This is a genomic window from Mesorhizobium sp. PL10, from assembly GCF_053714315.1.
On the sequence record NZ_JBSKBR010000001.1, the window covers coordinates 527,501 to 543,059 of the forward strand.

General features: G+C 62.1%; 13 protein-coding genes, 1 tRNA gene and 2 rRNA genes (1 of these 16 only partly in view). 7 read left to right on the forward strand and 9 right to left on the reverse strand.

All coding sequences use genetic code 11. From position 1 onward, the window contains the following. The 4 genes from ACWGTO_RS02645 to ACWGTO_RS02660 all read left to right on the forward strand — a co-directional run. Positions 1 to 1,956, forward strand: a 23S ribosomal RNA gene (locus ACWGTO_RS02645); it begins 846 nt to the left of the window's first position. Positions 1,957 to 2,175: 219 nt separating this feature from the next. Beyond that, a 5S ribosomal RNA gene (gene rrf / locus ACWGTO_RS02650) occupies positions 2,176 to 2,290 on the forward strand. A 266-nt stretch (positions 2,291 to 2,556) separates the two neighbouring features. Then, positions 2,557 to 2,633 (forward strand) — tRNA-Met (locus ACWGTO_RS02655). Between the two features lie 348 nt (positions 2,634 to 2,981). Then, positions 2,982 to 3,386 carry a RidA family protein gene (locus ACWGTO_RS02660; protein WP_454573302.1) on the forward strand — a complete coding sequence of 135 codons (405 nt, stop codon included), beginning with the start codon at positions 2,982 to 2,984 and terminating at the stop codon, positions 3,384 to 3,386. Between the two features lie 100 nt (positions 3,387 to 3,486). Here the strand turns inward: ACWGTO_RS02660 and ACWGTO_RS02665 are convergent, their stop codons facing one another. From ACWGTO_RS02665 to ACWGTO_RS02705, 9 genes are all read right to left on the reverse strand, one after another. Further along, positions 3,487 to 4,995 carry an aldehyde dehydrogenase family protein gene (locus ACWGTO_RS02665; protein ID WP_454573303.1) on the reverse strand — a complete coding sequence of 503 codons (1,509 nt, stop codon included), beginning with the start codon at positions 4,993 to 4,995 and terminating at the stop codon, positions 3,487 to 3,489. Between the two features lie 165 nt (positions 4,996 to 5,160). Continuing rightward, positions 5,161 to 5,505 carry a cupin domain-containing protein gene (locus ACWGTO_RS02670; RefSeq protein WP_454573304.1) on the reverse strand — a complete coding sequence of 115 codons (345 nt, stop codon included), beginning with the start codon at positions 5,503 to 5,505 and terminating at the stop codon, positions 5,161 to 5,163. Positions 5,506 to 5,522: 17 nt separating this feature from the next. Beyond that, on the reverse strand, positions 5,523 to 5,891 hold the full coding sequence (locus tag ACWGTO_RS02675) for a cupin domain-containing protein (protein ID WP_454573305.1): 369 nt from the start codon (positions 5,889 to 5,891) through the stop codon (positions 5,523 to 5,525). A gap of 65 nt (positions 5,892 to 5,956) precedes the next feature. Next, entirely contained in the window at positions 5,957 to 6,307 is a 351-nt protein-coding gene (locus ACWGTO_RS02680; RefSeq protein ID WP_454573306.1) for a cupin domain-containing protein, read from the reverse strand. A 235-nt stretch (positions 6,308 to 6,542) separates the two neighbouring features. After that, on the reverse strand, positions 6,543 to 7,817 hold the full coding sequence (locus ACWGTO_RS02685) for a glycosyltransferase (RefSeq protein ID WP_454573307.1): 1,275 nt from the start codon (positions 7,815 to 7,817) through the stop codon (positions 6,543 to 6,545). Positions 7,818 to 7,830: 13 nt separating this feature from the next. Next, entirely contained in the window at positions 7,831 to 8,904 is a 1,074-nt protein-coding gene (locus ACWGTO_RS02690) for an ABC transporter ATP-binding protein (RefSeq protein WP_454573308.1), read from the reverse strand. Beyond that, complete coding sequence (locus ACWGTO_RS02695) at positions 8,901 to 9,695, reverse strand: ABC transporter permease (RefSeq protein WP_454573309.1); 795 nt, start codon at positions 9,693 to 9,695, stop codon at positions 8,901 to 8,903. Before ACWGTO_RS02695 ends, ACWGTO_RS02690 begins: the two co-directional genes overlap by 4 nt. Further along, a complete protein-coding gene (locus ACWGTO_RS02700; protein WP_454573506.1) occupies positions 9,688 to 10,530 on the reverse strand; it encodes an ABC transporter permease in 843 nt (280 codons plus the stop codon). The genes ACWGTO_RS02695 and ACWGTO_RS02700 overlap by 8 nt, the downstream gene beginning before the upstream one ends. Positions 10,531 to 10,624: 94 nt before the next feature. Beyond that, positions 10,625 to 11,689 carry a polyamine ABC transporter substrate-binding protein gene (locus ACWGTO_RS02705; RefSeq protein WP_454573310.1) on the reverse strand — a complete coding sequence of 355 codons (1,065 nt, stop codon included), beginning with the start codon at positions 11,687 to 11,689 and terminating at the stop codon, positions 10,625 to 10,627. A gap of 236 nt (positions 11,690 to 11,925) precedes the next feature. Here ACWGTO_RS02705 and ACWGTO_RS02710 point away from each other — a divergent pair, with 236 nt between their 5' ends. From ACWGTO_RS02710 to ACWGTO_RS02720, 3 genes are read left to right on the forward strand one after another with little or no spacing between them, the layout of a single operon-like run. Then, the gene (locus tag ACWGTO_RS02710) at positions 11,926 to 12,864 is read left to right on the forward strand and encodes a GntR family transcriptional regulator (protein ID WP_454573311.1); all 939 of its coding nucleotides are present in this window, start codon (positions 11,926 to 11,928) and stop codon (positions 12,862 to 12,864) included. A 20-nt stretch (positions 12,865 to 12,884) separates the two neighbouring features. Beyond that, on the forward strand, positions 12,885 to 14,168 hold the full coding sequence (locus tag ACWGTO_RS02715) for a glycosyltransferase (RefSeq protein WP_454573312.1): 1,284 nt from the start codon (positions 12,885 to 12,887) through the stop codon (positions 14,166 to 14,168). A 5-nt stretch (positions 14,169 to 14,173) separates the two neighbouring features. Beyond that, positions 14,174 to 15,559, forward strand: coding sequence for a glutamine synthetase family protein (locus ACWGTO_RS02720; RefSeq protein ID WP_454573313.1), 1,386 nt, complete (start codon positions 14,174 to 14,176; stop codon positions 15,557 to 15,559).

Sequence of the window (15,559 nt, forward strand, 5' to 3'; positions counted from 1 at the left end):
TGGTTCTCCGCGAAATCTATTTAGGTAGAGCGTCGACCGAATACCCCAGGGGGTAGAGCACTGGATGGGCTAGGGGTCCTCACCGGATTACCAAACCTAACCAAACTCCGAATACCTGGGAGTACTAGTCGGCAGACACACGGCGGGTGCTAACGTCCGTCGTGAAAAGGGAAACAACCCTGACCTACAGCTAAGGTCCCCAAGTTATGGCTAAGTGGGAAAGGATGTGAGGATCCCAAAACAACCAGGATGTTGGCTTAGAAGCAGCCATCATTTAAAGAAAGCGTAACAGCTCACTGGTCTAAATAAGGGTCTTTGCGCCGAAAATGTAACGGGGCTAAAGCCATACACCGAAGCTTAGGGTTTGGTCCGCAAGGGCCAAGCGGTAGCGGAGCGTTCTGTAAGCTGATGAAGCCATACCCGTGAGGGGTGGTGGAGGTATCAGAAGTGCGAATGCTGACATGAGTAACGTAAGGGGAGTGAGAGACTCCCCCGCCGAAAGACCAAGGGTTCCTGCTTAAAGCTAATCTGAGCAGGGTTAGCCGGCCCCTAAGACGAGGCGGAAACGCGTAGTCGATGGGAACCACGTTAATATTCGTGGGCTTGGAGGTAGTGACGGATCGCACAAGTTGTCCAATCTTATCGGATTGAACGGGCAGCGGAGCGGTTCCAGGAAATAGCTCCTCCTTATAAACCGTACCCGAAACCGACACTGGTGGTCAGGTAGAGTATACCAAGGCGCTTGAGAGAACTATGCTGAAGGAACTCGGCAAATTGCACGCGTAACTTCGGAAGAAGCGTGACCCTTTTCTACGCAAGTAGAGGAGGGTGGCACAGACCAGGGGGTAGCGACTGTTTATCAAAAACACAGGGCTCTGCGAAGTCGCAAGACGACGTATAGGGTCTGACGCCTGCCCGGTGCTGGAAGGTTAAGAGGAGGGGTGCAAGCTCTGAATCGAAGCCCCAGTAAACGGCGGCCGTAACTATAACGGTCCTAAGGTAGCGAAATTCCTTGTCGGGTAAGTTCCGACCTGCACGAATGGCGTAACGACTTCCCCGCTGTCTCCAGCATAGACTCAGTGAAATTGAATTCCCCGTGAAGATGCGGGGTTCCTGCGGTTAGACGGAAAGACCCCGTGCACCTTTACTATAGCTTTACATTGGCATTCGTAGTGGCATGTGTAGGATAGGTGGTAGGCTTTGAAACCTGGGCGCCAGCTCAGGTGGAGCCACCCTTGAAATACCACCCTTATTACTATGGATGTCTAACCGCGGCCCGTTATCCGGGTCCGGGACAATGTATGGTGGGTAGTTTGACTGGGGCGGTCGCCTCCTAAAGAGTAACGGAGGCGCGCGATGGTGGGCTCAGAACGGTCGGAAATCGTTCGCTGAGTGCAATGGCATAAGCCTGCCTGACTGCGAGACTGACAAGTCGAGCAGAGACGAAAGTCGGTCATAGTGATCCGGTGGTCCCGCGTGGAAGGGCCATCGCTCAACGGATAAAAGGTACGCCGGGGATAACAGGCTGATGACCCCCAAGAGTCCATATCGACGGGGTTGTTTGGCACCTCGATGTCGACTCATCGCATCCTGGGGCTGGAGCAGGTCCCAAGGGTATGGCTGTTCGCCATTTAAAGCGGTACGTGAGTTGGGTTCAGAACGTCGTGAGACAGTTCGGTCCCTATCTGCCGTGGGTGTAGGAATATTGAAAGGATCTGTCCCTAGTACGAGAGGACCGGGATGGACGGATCTCTGGTGGACCTGTTGTGGCGCCAGCCGCATAGCAGGGTAGCTATATCCGGACGGGATAACCGCTGAAGGCATCTAAGCGGGAAACCCACCTTAAAACGAGTATTCCCTGAGAACCGTGGAAGACGACCACGTTGATAGGCCGGGTGTGGAAGAGCGGCAACGCTTGAAGCTTACCGGTACTAATAGTTCGATCGGCTTGATCGTTCTCATTCCTTATGCTCATCTCGGCGCAATCCAAAGGATTGTCGCCACGATGATCTGACCAGCGCTCACGCGTCGTATCGGCCTTCGGCCGGACGCTCCGCGAGGGCGCCGGAAAACCGGCGACGCGCAGTCGCGCTTGCGGGCTACGCCCGAAAGCCAACCGCAAAGGCGTCGCCTTTGGCACAAAAACAGCTTCTCGAATAACGTGCGTTTTGCCGACCTGGTGGTTATGGCGGAGCGGCTGCACCCGATCCCATTCCGAACTCGGCCGTGAAACGCTCCAGCGCTGATGGTACTTCGTCTCAAGACGCGGGAGAGTAGGTCGCTGCCAGGTCTGCCAAACGCACGTTGCTTACATCAAGGATCAAACGATCCCGCATGAAGCGAAATCTTCTCTCTACGATTTTTGTGGTGCATGTCGTTATCCCAAAACCGCTAAGCACTTTTGGGCGACATGCATGAGGCCCGCCAACGGGAACACGGGCCGCGAAAGCGGCCCTTTCATTTGGTGGCAAAACATATCCAGCAAGAAATTCCTTGCTGAATTCGGCAAGCAAGCGCTTGCTCGGACGGGACAAGCAAGAGCTTGCCCGGAGGTGACGCGGGGTGGAGCAGCCCGGTAGCTCGTCAGGCTCATAACCTGAAGGTCACAGGTTCAAATCCTGTCCCCGCAACCAACATAAAAAGCCCGCCTCGTGCGGGCTTTTGTGTATTCGGCAGACGGCTCGACTTGGCTCAACCATCGCCGCCTGCTCGAGCCTTTCGGAAACATTCCGCCTGCCGAGGCCGAAGATACTACGCCATGCTCGACGCGGAGCGTATGGCAGCCTGACTTTAACCCTTGGAGCCCCGACTAGCCCGGAGCCGATCAGTCGCCGCGGTGCTCAAATGCGGACGCTTGCGGTGGTATAAGTGAGGTCGTGACGGAGCGCCCGCGCCGGCGACAATGTCGTAGCTCCGCAAATAGACCCCCGTATTTTGATCTGCGCGAAGCAGCCAGGCAGTCATAGCAGGAGACCTATTCAATGCCGCTCGAATGCATAAATCCCGACGATCTGCCGATTCCGGAAATGTACAGTCAGGTCGTCGTCGCGACAGGAAGCAAGCTGGTGTTCGTCTCGGGCCAGCAGCCGGAAGACATACACGGCAAGCTCGTTGGCCATGGTGATTTCGCCGCCCAGGCGCGCCTGTCGTTCGGAAATCTTGGCCGTGCGCTTGCTGCCGCCGGCGCTCGGCCTGAGCAAGTCTGCAAGATCACAATCTACATCGTCGATTACAAACGCGACGAACACGTGCCGATCATCGAACAGGCCCAGATCGAGCTGTTCGGGGATCACAAGCCGGCAAACGTGGTGGTCGGGATAGCTGTGATGTCTCCTGGCTACCTGATAGAAATCGATGCGATCGCGGTCATCGACCCCTTGGGCTAAGCGAGGACGCGTCAAGGCGGCGGCATTGGCTGGCAAGGCAGGCAATTCAAGGCGAGCGAGCGGCATGGCATCGGCTGACGCAAAGCCCTGACAGATCATCTCATACGTGCTTGCGGCCGCCGGTTTCCCGGAACCAGCTGTCGGGGTAGGGGTACCACCAGTCCTGGACCGCCGGCTTGTGGTCGATGATCACCATCTTGGAGCGGCGGAAGGCGTCGAGCCCCTGGCGGCCGAGCTCGCGGCCAAGGCCTGAGGCCTTCCAGCCGCCAAAGGGCAGGGCGTCATTGTCGATCAGCGGGTTGTTGACCCAGACCATGCCGGCCTCGAGCCGCTCGGCCGCCTCATGCGCCTCGGCGAGGTCGGTGGTGAACACCGAGGCGCCGAGCCCGAACGGACTGTCATTGGCAAGCCGGATCGCCTCGTCGAAATCCTTGGCACGGCAGATCGCGGCGACCGGACCAAAACACTCTTCGCGCACGATCGCCATGTCGGGGGTGACGCCGGTCAGGATCGTCGGCTCGTAGAACCAGCCGGTGTTGTGCGCCGGCGGGATACGGCCGCCGGTGACTGCCTTGGCGCCGTTGCGAATGGCATCGTCGACCAGCCGCATCACTTTCGCCCGGGCGGCCTCGCTGACCAGCGGGCCGATCTCGGTCTTGTCCATACCATTGCCGATGCGCAGCGCTCGCGTCTTCTCGGCGAACAGCTCGACGAAGCGATCATGCACCGAGTCCACGACAAAGAAGCGCTCGGCCGAGGTGCAGACCTGGCCGGTGAGGTGGAAGGCGGCGGTGACACTGCCGGTTGCCGCCACGTCCAGCGGGGCGTGCTGGCTGATGATCAGTGGATCGCTGCCGCCAGCCTCGATGACGCAAGGCTTCATGCGTTCGGCGCAGGCGACGGCCACCGCCTTGCCGGCGGCGACCGAGCCGGTGAAAGCAACGGCGTGAGTGCGGTCGGACGCGATCAGCGTCTGCGCTGTCGCCGCCCCGCCCGGCAGGCAAGACACCAGGCCTTCGGGCAGCGAGCGGAACACGCTCATGTAGTCGAGCGTCGATAGCGTCGTCGCCTCGGCCGGCTTGATGATGCAGGCATTGCCAGCGGCAAGCGATGCCGCAACGGTCCAGCACATCAACAGGATCGGGAAGTTGTAGGGCATGATGTGGACGGAGACGCCGTAGGGCTCGTAGCGCGCATATTGGAACGAGCCGGCCTGCGTCGTGCCGGCGATCTTGCCGGCCTCGTCACGCGCCATCTCGGCATAATAGCGGAAGATCGGCGCACAATTGGCGATCTCGCCGATCGCTTCGGGATAGGGTTTTCCCATCTCGCGCACCATCAGCTCGGCGCAGCGGGTGAAGTCCGCGGCCTCGATGGCGTTGGCGACCGCATGCAGGTGCTTGGCCCGGCTCTTGGCGTCGAGCTTCTTCCAGGCGCCTTGCGCCGCGATCGCGGCGGTCAGCGCGGCGTCGATCTCGCCATCGCTGGCTGATGCGATTGCGCCGACGGTTTCCAGCGTCGCCGGATCGATCACCGGTTTTGCCGGGCCGGTCATCGGCCGGTAGTCAGGGTTGACGAAGAGGGTCGGCCGGTCGGCGGAGAAATGCATTTTTTCGTCCTCCTCCACGTATGGAGCCTTTTTTGAGAATTCGCCCTGCCGAGGCAGATGGCGTGGCTTTCGAGAACCGGAGCGCAGCGGACATTTGGGTCCGTGAGCACCGGAAGCGCAGAAAGCCGCGTCAGGTGTCCGGCAGGGTAGAATTATCGGAAAGGCTCAGCGGATCATGTAGACCTTCTTGATCGTCTCATGGACGGTGCAGACGCCTTTCCAGTCCTGCGGAAAGAATGCCGCCGTGTCTGGCTCGATCTCAATGACCTCGCCGGATTCATGGACATAGGTGCAACGCCCTTCGAGGAAGTGGCAGAACTCGTCGCGGATGACGTGGCAATGCCATTTGCCTGGGGTGCAGACCCACAGGCCACATTCGGAGCGGCCTTCCGGTCCCTTGTAGAGCAACTTGCCCGAAGTGTGGGATTGCCCCTCGATCATGGTCGGGATGACGCCCCAGTCGACGAGGTCGGTGATGGCAAGCGGGGATTGCATGATGGGCGTGGTCATAGCGATTTCCTTGGAGCTCAGCGGCACATGAAGGCCTTGGTCAGCGTTTGCGTGATGGTGGAGGTGCCGGTCCAGCCGGCGGGGAAGAACACCAGCGTGCCGGCCTCGACCGGGATGTGTTCGCCACTCTCGTGGACATAAGTCCCGTGGCCCGACAGGAAATGGCAGAATTCGTCGGCGGCAAAGGTAACTTTTCGCGAGCCCGGCGTGCACGACCAGAGGCCGCATTCGCTGGAACCATCCGGGTTCTGCGACAGGATCTTGCCCGAAGCGCGCGGCGATCCCGATATCGTATTGCTGCCGGCGCCCCAATCCTCCAGATCCACGGTTGAGGCCTGCGGCCAATGCGGTGTCGGCATGTCGTGCTCCGATTCTTGCTTAAGCATGATCTTGTCCGAAAACCGGTTTCCACTTTTCGCTGGCGCGGTCCTTCGGTTCGGGATCATGCTTGTCAGGCCAGCATGTAGACGTTGCGCATGGTCTCGTGGACCGTGCATTCGCCCGTCCAGCCGGCAGGGAACATGACCCCGGTCCCGGCGGAGACTTCTATCACTTCGCCGACATCCGACCGGTAGGTCGCGCGGCCGGCAACGAAATGGCACAATTCATCGCGCGGAATGCTCAGCCGCCAGCGGCCGGGCGTGCAGACCCAGATGCCGGATTCCGGCTGGTTGTTTGGGCCTTTGTGCACCAGCTTGCCGGTCGAGTGCGAGGTGCCCTCAAGCGCATCGGGCTGGTCGCCCCAGTCGACGAGATCGGTGCGGGTTGTAGCCAGGTATAGGTGCGGGGCGGATGAGGTCATTGGCGTGCTCCGGTGGCGTGATGCCTAATGTCGACATGTTGCGCCCGGGCACCCCCCTCTGTCCTGCCGGACATCTCCCCCGCAAGGGGGGAGATCAGATGTCGTCTCGGCTTTCGCCAATCATCAAGATCTGAGAGCGAGTGCCGGCGGCAAAGCTGCCAATCTCCCTCCTTGCGGGGGAGATGGCCGGCAGGCCAGAGGGGGGTGCCTTGGCTCGATCTTTCGACCAATCCAATCACAGCAGCGCCTCCAGCAGCCCGGCCGCCTTTTCCGGACCGTTCTGCGCCTGCATCTGCGCCGAGGTCTTGGCCAGCTTCGCCTTCATCGTCGGGTCGGTCAGGCAGGTCTCGATCCGGCTGATCAACTGGGCATCGCTCCAGTCATAGCGCGGCATGCCGAAGCCGTGGCCGGTTTCCTGGACCCGGGTGGCGTTGTCGTGGCCGTCCCAGACATAGGGCATTATGATGGCCGGCTTGCCGAAATAGAGGCACTCGGTGAACGAGTTGTTGCCGCCATGGTGGATCACCGCATCGACCTGCGGGATCACCGAAGGCTGCGGGAACCAGCTCTCGACCGTGACGTTGCCGGGCACATCCGTGTACTGATCCTTGTAGCCACCGACATTGACCAGCGCGCGGTAGCGGGTCTTGCCCAATGTCGCGATAATGCGCTTCAACAAATCGACATCGCCGGCGCCGAGGCTGCCGAAGGAGACATAAAGCAGCGGCCCGTCATTGTTCTCGGCGAAGGTCGGTACCGTATAGGGTTTCTCCTGCCGCACGCAGCCTTCGAGGTATTGGAACTTTGCCGGGTCGAGTGGATCGCGGCGCTTGAACTTCGCCGCTTCGGGGTAGAGCAGCAGGTTGAGATAGGGCGAGGCCTCGAAGAACTGGCCGATCGGGTAGGGCGCCTCATTGTTGGCAGTGAGGAAAGCGTTGAAGTCGTCATGGATCGGCTTGATCACGGCGTTGAAGTGATCGCGGTAGCGCTGGTGGCCGACATGGTCGTTCTCGCCGCAGCCCGACAGATGCGGCGGGATGTCTTCATCCTCGATCTCGTTTTCCGAGCAGGAGATGACGCGCACCCAAGGCTTGCCGAACTGCTTGATCGCCGGGAACAGGATGACGTTGTCGACGCAGATGACGTCGGGCTTGATGGCGGCCAGAACGCGCGGCAGATCCTTCTGCGCCCACTTTGCGCTGTCGACGATCGCCGTCCAGCAATCCTTCACATAATTGTCGACCTGGTCGTAGGGCGATTTGCGGAAGTTCGGGATGTGGCCGTTGATGAAATCCTCCCAGAATTTCGCCATCTGCTCGGGCGGCATCGGTTCCGACAGGTTCACCGGATGCGCCTCGAAGCCGTAGCCCTTGTAGACATCGACGAAGCCAGGGTCGGACAGGAACACGGCCTTGTGGCCGCGCGCTTCGACCGCTTGCGCGATGCCGACGGAATTGAGCGCCGGGCCGTAGGCTGCTTCCGGAAAAAACGCGATCGTCTTCTGCGCCATCAGGCTTCTCCTCTCATTCCTCAAAAATTCTGACATCGGCGGCATCCCAGCCGAGTTCGACCTGGTCGCCGGATGCGACAGGCCTGCGGTCGGCGGCATCGGCAGTGACGCGCACCAGGAACGGTCTGGGCGACAAAGGCGTGCGGATATGCAGTTGCAGGTCAAGCCCCAGATAGGCCAGCGCCTCGACCGTGCCGGTGGTGCGGTTGGCGGTCTCGGGCGACGGGAACAGCCGGATGCGCTCGGGCCGCACCGAGGCCACCGCCGAAGCGCCTGACGAAAGCGCTGCGGGAACCTTGCCGGTGATGCGCGCGCCGTTTGTGGCGATCACGCCATCGGCCGATGCCTTGCCCGGGATAAAATTCATCACGCCAATGAAGTCGGCGACGAAACGGTCGGCGGGATGCTCGTAGATGACGTGCGGCGTATCGCATTGCAGCAGTCTGCCGTCCTTCAGCACCGCCATGCGATCGGCCATGACCAGCGATTCTTCCTGGTCGTGGGTTACGATGACGAAGGTGATGCCGACTTCGTGCTGCAGGCGCTTCAGTTCCAGCTGCATGGCGCCGCGCAGTTTCTTGTCGAGCGCGCCGAGCGGCTCGTCGAGCAGCAGCAGGCGAGGCCGCTTGACCAAAGCGCGGGCGAGCGCGACGCGCTGCTTCTGGCCGCCCGACAATTGCTCCGGCTTGCGGTCGGCGAAGGGGACCAGTTCGGTGGTCGCCAGGATCGCGTCGACGCGGGAGCGGATTTCGGACGCCGGCAAACGTTCCATCTCCAGCCCATAAGAGACATTGGCGCGGACGCTCATATGCGGAAACAGTGCGTAGGACTGGAACATCAGATTGACCGGCCGCTTGTTGGGCGGCGTCCTCGCAATATCACGGCCATCGAGCAGGATGCGCCCGTCCGTAGGCGTCTCGAAGCCGGCCAGCATGCGCAGCAGTGTGGTCTTGCCGCAACCGGAGGGCCCAAGCAGGGCGAAGAACTCGTTCTCCCTGATGTCGAGCGAGATGCCGTCGACGGCGGTGACGCGGCCGAAATTCTTCGACACATCATCGATGGCGAGCAGCGTGCGCGGTTCGCTCATTGACCGATCATCCCACGGTTGAGCCGCTGCGACAGGGTCAGCGCGGTGATGCTTACCGCCATGACGATGGTCGCCAGCGCATTGATCTCCGGCGTGATGCCGAAGCGGATCATGGCGTAGATCTGCATCGGCAGAGTGGTCGAGGCGCGGCCGGCGCCGGCGGTGAAGAAGGCGATGATGAACTCGTCGACCGAGAGCGTGAAGGCAAGCAGTGCGCCGGCAGTCACCGCCGGCAAGATGACCGGTAAGGTCACACGCCTGAAGGTGGTGATGGCGGAGGCGCCGAGGTCGGCGGAAGCCTCGACGATCGACCAGTCGAAGCTCTTCAGCCTTGCACGCACGACCGAGCAGACGAAGGCGAGGTTGAAGACGACATGGGCGAGGATGATGGTATGCAGGCCCATGGTCAAATTGAGCATGGAAAAGAACGACAGCAGCGCGATTGCGAGCACGATGTCGGGGATGATCATCGGCGCGAAGATCAGGGCTTCGAGCCCCTTGCCGTATTGCCTGCGCATCTCGACGCCGATGGCCAGCAGCGTGCCAAGCAGCGTGGCGATTGCCGTGGAGACCAGAGCCACGATCAGCGTGTTGAGCGCGGCTGAGAGGATGGCGCTGTTCGAAGCCAGCGAAATGTACCATTTCAGTGAAAAGCCCGACCACGCCGTAGGCAGCCCGCCTTCGTTGAAGGACAGCGCCACCAGCACGGCGATCGGGATGTAGAGGAAGGCGAAGACGAGGGTGAGCACGATCCAGAGCGTGCGCCGGGTGGCGGGAGAGCGCTCAGCCATCCGTGCCTCCGTTAGCCTCTGGCGACCGTCCCGCGGCGCGGTCGGCGGCCAGCGCCTGTGCCATCAGCACCAGGAGCATGATGGCGATCAGCGCCATGGCGAGGGCGGCACCAAAGGGCCAGTCGTTGGCGGTCAGGAACTGGTCGTAGACGAGATTGCCGATCATCTGGAAGCGGCCGCCGCCGAGCAGCGCCGGAGTGACGAAATTGCCGATCGACAGCACGAAGACGAAGACCGCGCCGGCGGCGATGCCCGGCACTGTCAGTGGCAGGATGACACGACGAAATGTCGTGGCGGCGGAAGCGCCGAGATCGCGCGAGGCTTCGGCCAGTTCCGGGTTGAGCCGCGACAGCGGCGCGTAGCAGGCGAGGATGACGAAGGGCAGATAGTTGTAGACGAGACCCGCGATGACAGCGCCTTCGGTGTAGAGCATCGACGGCGGCTCGCCGGTGTAGCCAAACCAGCGTAGCAACTGAGTGATCAGGCCCTCGCGGTTGAGCAGCACGATCCAGGCATAGGTGCGGATCAGATAATTGGACCAGAACGGCAGCACCGCGAAGAACAGGAACACCGGCTGCCACCGGCGCGGCGCGGCCGCAATCGCATAGGCGGCGGCGTAGCCGATCATCACTGCGATGAGCGTCGCCGTGCCGGCGATGCGCGCCGACTTGAGGAAGATGCCGGCATAGAGCGGGTCGAACACCAGCCCGAAATTCTCCAGCGTGAAGGTGTAGTCGATGCCGCCATAAATGCCGCGCCGGAAGAAGGCGAGAGCCAGCACCAGAGCGCATGGCACCACCATCAGCGCGGTCAGCCAGACCAGCGCGGGGGCCATCAGCAGGGAGGAGCGAAGTCGGGTCTGGGACAATTCTTCAGGTACCGCTCAAGGCCGGCGACAGAAGCGCCGCTGGCCGCGATGTCTGCGCCGCTTACTGCGCGGCCTTGATCTCGCTGACGATCTTGGAATAGTCGCGCTGGGCCTCTCCGACGTCACGCAGCTGTTCGAACTTGACGAGGTCGGCCACCGGCATCGCCATATTTGGGAATTTGGTCAGGAAATCGGCAGGCAGGCTTTCCATCGCCGGCTTGTTCGGCACTTTATAATCGATGTTCTGCGCCGCCCAGGCGTGGTTCTTGGCGTCGAGCATGAAGTTGATGAACTTGAAGGCGTCGTCCTTGTGCTCGGAAGCCTTCATCACCACCATCGTGTCGACCCAGAGGTCCGAACCTTCCTTGGGGATGACATATTTGATCTCGGGCTTGTCGGCGATGCCGTAATTGCACCAGCCGTCCCAGGCCTGCACCATAAGCGCCTCGCCGGAAACCAGCTTGGAGTAGAAGGTGGTGTCGTCATAGGCAAGCAGGGTCTTCTTGGCCGAGATCAAGAGGTCCTTGACCTCGGCCATCTTGGCCGGGTCGGTCTCGTTGACGGAAAAGCCCTTGTCGAGCTGCCCGGCGGCCAACAGCCAACGGTCGGTCGCCAGCATGGTGGTCTTGCCCTTCAACTCGTCTGAAGGCGCGAGCAGGTCGCTCCAGCTGGTGGGCGCCGTCTTGACCAGATCCGAGCGGTAGCAGAGACCCGTCGTGCCCCAGGTGTAGGGGACGGAAAAAGTGTTGCCGACATCATGCGGCAGCTTTGTCGCTTCGGGGTAGAGGTTGGCAAGGTTGGGGATCTTGGCGGGGTCGACCGGCTCGGTCAGGCCAAGCTTGTTCAGCACCTCGGCGAAGGGCGAGGAGACGAACACTACGTCATAGCCCTTGCCACCGGCGGCAATCAGCTTTCCCATGATCTCTTCATTGGTGGCGTGCACCACCACTTCGCCGGAGACGCCGGTGGCGGTCTTGAAGGCGGCCATGGCGTCGGGCGCCATGTAGCCGTCCCAGTTGGAAATGACGAGGTCGGCGGCCATCCCCGGCGCCGAGAGCGTCAGGGCGAGGCCGAGAGCGATTGAAGATATTTTGAGCGCACGGCGCCGCAGGCTGGTAGCGGTCATGGCAGACTCCCATTCGGGTTGATCGTCGAATTCACTCGCTGGACCAAGCCGGCGATCCGCGCCGTTGCCTTGATCCTGTTCCCTCGGTCTTTTCTCGCCGATTGTGCTGACAGTACTATTGCAGAAAAAAGTACGTCAATCCATAATTTGCCAGCCGACCGAGGAATCTGGCCGATTGCGTCCGTTCCGGCGATCGGCCAAACCAATGCGGTCACATCCGCCCGCCGAGACCAGTCATGCAAGCAGCAGCCCGACGACCTCGCACCAACCATCTCGATTTGGCGCAGCGCATCCTCGATGTGGCGCGCCAGCGCGGCTTCGAGCCCGGCGCCCGCCTGCCCGAGCAGCAGATTGCCTCTCTCTGCAATGTCTCGCGTACACCAGTGCGGGCGGCACTCAGCCTGCTTGCCGGTCGGGGTGTCGTGCGCTGGGAGGCCGATTCCGGTTATTATCTGGCGGTCGACCTTGCCGCGCAGCCGGCCATCGCCGCCGAGCTGCCAAGTGCCGAGGAAGACGAACTCGCGGAGGCGATCCTGCGCGACCGCTCGGCGCGCCGGCTCGACCAGACGGTGACCGTCGCAGGGCTGATGCGGCGGTATGATGCTGATCGCAAGACGGTACTAAAAGCGCTTAACAAACTGACCGATGAGAATCTGCTCGACCGTGCGCCCGGCCAGTCGTGGCTTTTCCGCCGAGCGCCCGACGATCCGGAGGCACAAGGCGAAAGCTACGAGTTCCGGCTGCTGCTGGAGCCCGCGGCGATCCTGGCGCCCGGCTTCCGGCTGGACGGCGCGCGGGCGGCAGCATTGCGTCAGGGCATGGAAGCGCTGTCGGCACTGCCGGACGCAAACTTCGACACGCGCGAGTTCCAGCGACTGGACATGGATTTCCACGGCATGATCGCCGAGGGCTGCGCCAACCGCTTTGTGTCCGATGCGCTGGCCGATCATCTCCGGTTGCGCCGGCTGCCGGGCATTTATACCGGGGTCAACGTCTTCCGGCTGCGGCAATCGCTGCTGGAACATCTGAATATACTCGACCATCTTGAAAACCGGCAGTATGAGGTGGCTGCCGATCTGCTTCGCATCCATCTGCGGCTCTCCCGCAACCAGCGACCGCAAGCAGCCAGCCGCGGGGCCCCCGCACTGTTCGGCATGATCAGCCGACCGGACTGAACCGGACTGAAGAGGAATAATTGACGCGTAAAGCCAGCCCGACCATCGCGCTGTTTCCCGAAGCCAGTTTCGGGGCCGCGTTGAATTGCGTTGGTATCGCGCAGGCATTGCGTGCCCGGGGCGCTCGCCCCGTCTTCATCTGCCATGCCGGTTTCTCCGGCGTCTTTGCCGACTATGGTTTCCAGGAATACCAACTGCCGACCGACGAGCCGCTGAGCGACAGCGAGCGCCAGAGCTATTGGCAGGCCTTCGTGCGCCGGCATCTGCCGCATTTCCGGCTGAGCCCGATCGACCAGCTCGAAACCTATGTCGCGCCGACCTGGCAGGCGATCGTCGATACTGCGGTCAACGCAGAAGCGCCGCTGCGGCAATTGCTGGCAAGGCTGAAGCCGGATGCGGTGGTGCTCGACAATGTCATCATGTTCCCGGCGATCGCAGCGGCCGGCTGTCCGTGGGTGCGTGTCGTCTCCTGCGCCGAGACCGAGCTGCCGGATGCCGAGGTACCACCTTATCTGTCCGGGATGGCCGCCAACGACCCGCAGCGCGAGGCGTTCGAAGCGCGCTACCTGTTGGCCTCCGCGCCGGCGCATGAACGCTTCAACCGTTTTCGGGTGGATGCCGGCCTGGCGCCGCTGCCCTGCGGCCTGTTCCTCGAAACGTCGCCCGACCTCAACCTGCTTTTGACGCCGTCGATCGTGCGGCGCGAGCGCGCCGAGCCGCTCGATCCTGCCCGCTTCGTCTATCTCGAAGGCTGCGTGCGCTCGGAAGGGCCCTTCGATGTGCCGGTGTTTCCGCGCAATGGCGGGCCGCTGGTCTATGTCAGCTTCGGCAGCCTCGGCGCCATGGATGTCGGGCTGATCGAGCGCATGCTCGCTGTCTTCGACCGGCTGCCGGCGCGCTTCATCGTCAATGCCGGCGGCTTGCGCGACGCCTATCGCGCGGTGCCGGACAATGTCTATCTCGACGCCTGGTTTCCGCAGCCTTCGGTGGTGGCGAAGTCGGACCTTTTCATTCACCACGGAGGAAACAACAGCTTTTGCGAGGCGCTGCGCTTCGGCGTGCCGTCGCTGATCATGCCCTATTGCTGGGACGGTCACGACAATGCGCAACGCGCGGAAGAGACGGGCGTCGGCGACCATATCGGCCGCGATGCCTGGACCGAAGGGGGATTGGAGAAAGCCATTCTCGGCCTGCTGGCCGACGATGCGATGCGCGCCCGCCTCAGGGAGAATGCAGCCCGGATGGCGCTGACCCCTGGAACGGATGTGGCCGCGCAAGCCATACTCTCTCTCATAGGTACGTGAACGAAATGGACAAAAATACGGATACCGCGACGACCTTCAACGGCATCGACCCCAAGAGCTGGCTCGCCCGGCACGGCATCAACGAAGTAGAATGCCTGGTGCCGGACATGAACGGCGTGCTGCGCGGCAAGGCGCTGCCGACGGCGAAATTCCTCAAGGCGCTGGAAGACCGCGCACTGTTCCTGCCGAGTAGCGCTTTCCTGGTCAGCATCGACGGCCGCTATTCCGGTTCGATCGACGAAGGCTTTGCCTATCAGGACCCGGATATGCGCATGGTACCTGACGTCTCGACGCTCTGCCTGGCGCCGGGCGGCGGTTCCGGCAAAGCCTACGTCTTCGCCGACGTCTTCCACATGGATAGCGACCGCCCGTGGATGGCCTCGCCGCGCCATGTCCTGCGTGCCGTGCTCGATCTCTATCGGCAGCGCGGCTGGCGCGCGGTGGTGGCGCCGGAGGTGGAATTCTACCTGACCGCGCACAATCCCAATCCCGATCAACCGCTGACCGCGCCGGTGGGCGGCAATGGCCGCGCTGAGGGTTCGCAGCATCCCTATGACATGGTTGCGCTCGAGGAATACGAGCCGGTGATCCGGCGCATCTATGATTATGCCGCGGCGGCCGGGCTGCCGCTCGACACACTGATCCATGAATCCGGACCGGGGCAGTTGGAGATAAACCTGCTGCATGGCGATGCGGTGCAGCTTGCCGATCAGGTGCTGCTGTTCAAGCGGCTGACGCGCCAGGCCGCGCAGCAATGCGGCATGCATGCCACGTTCATGGCCAAGCCGCATGCGACACAGGCCGGCAGCTCGATGCACTTGCACATGTCTGTGGTCGACGAGAAGACGGGTGCGGCGCTGTTTGCCAGGGCCGACGATGCCGACACCGAAATGTTCGGCCACTTCATCGGCGGCCTGCAGAAGTACGTGCCCGAGATCATGCCGCTGTTTGCGCCGAACGTGAACTCGTTCCGCCGTATCCGGCCAAACCACAGCGCGCCGGCCAATATCGAATGGTCGCATGACAACCGCTCCTGCGGGTTGCGCGTGCCGGCCGGTGGGCGCGCCGCAAGGCGGGTGGAAAACCGCCTGCCGGGCGCCGATAGCAACCCATATCTGGCGCTCGCCGGCTCTCTGCTTGCGGGCTATCTCGGCGTCGAGCAGAAGCTCGCGCGCTCGGCCGAGGCATCGGGCAATGCCTACAAGATCAAAAGCACGCTGCCGAAAACCATGGAGGAGGCGCTCGACCGTTTCACGGCTTGCGAGCCGGTGCGGGCGCTGCTCGGCGAGGATTTCTTCCAGACCTATCTGCGCGTCAAGTGCGTCGAACTCGACCTGTTCCAGAGCGTGGTGACGAGCTGGGAACGCGACCACCTGTTGCTGAAGGTGTGA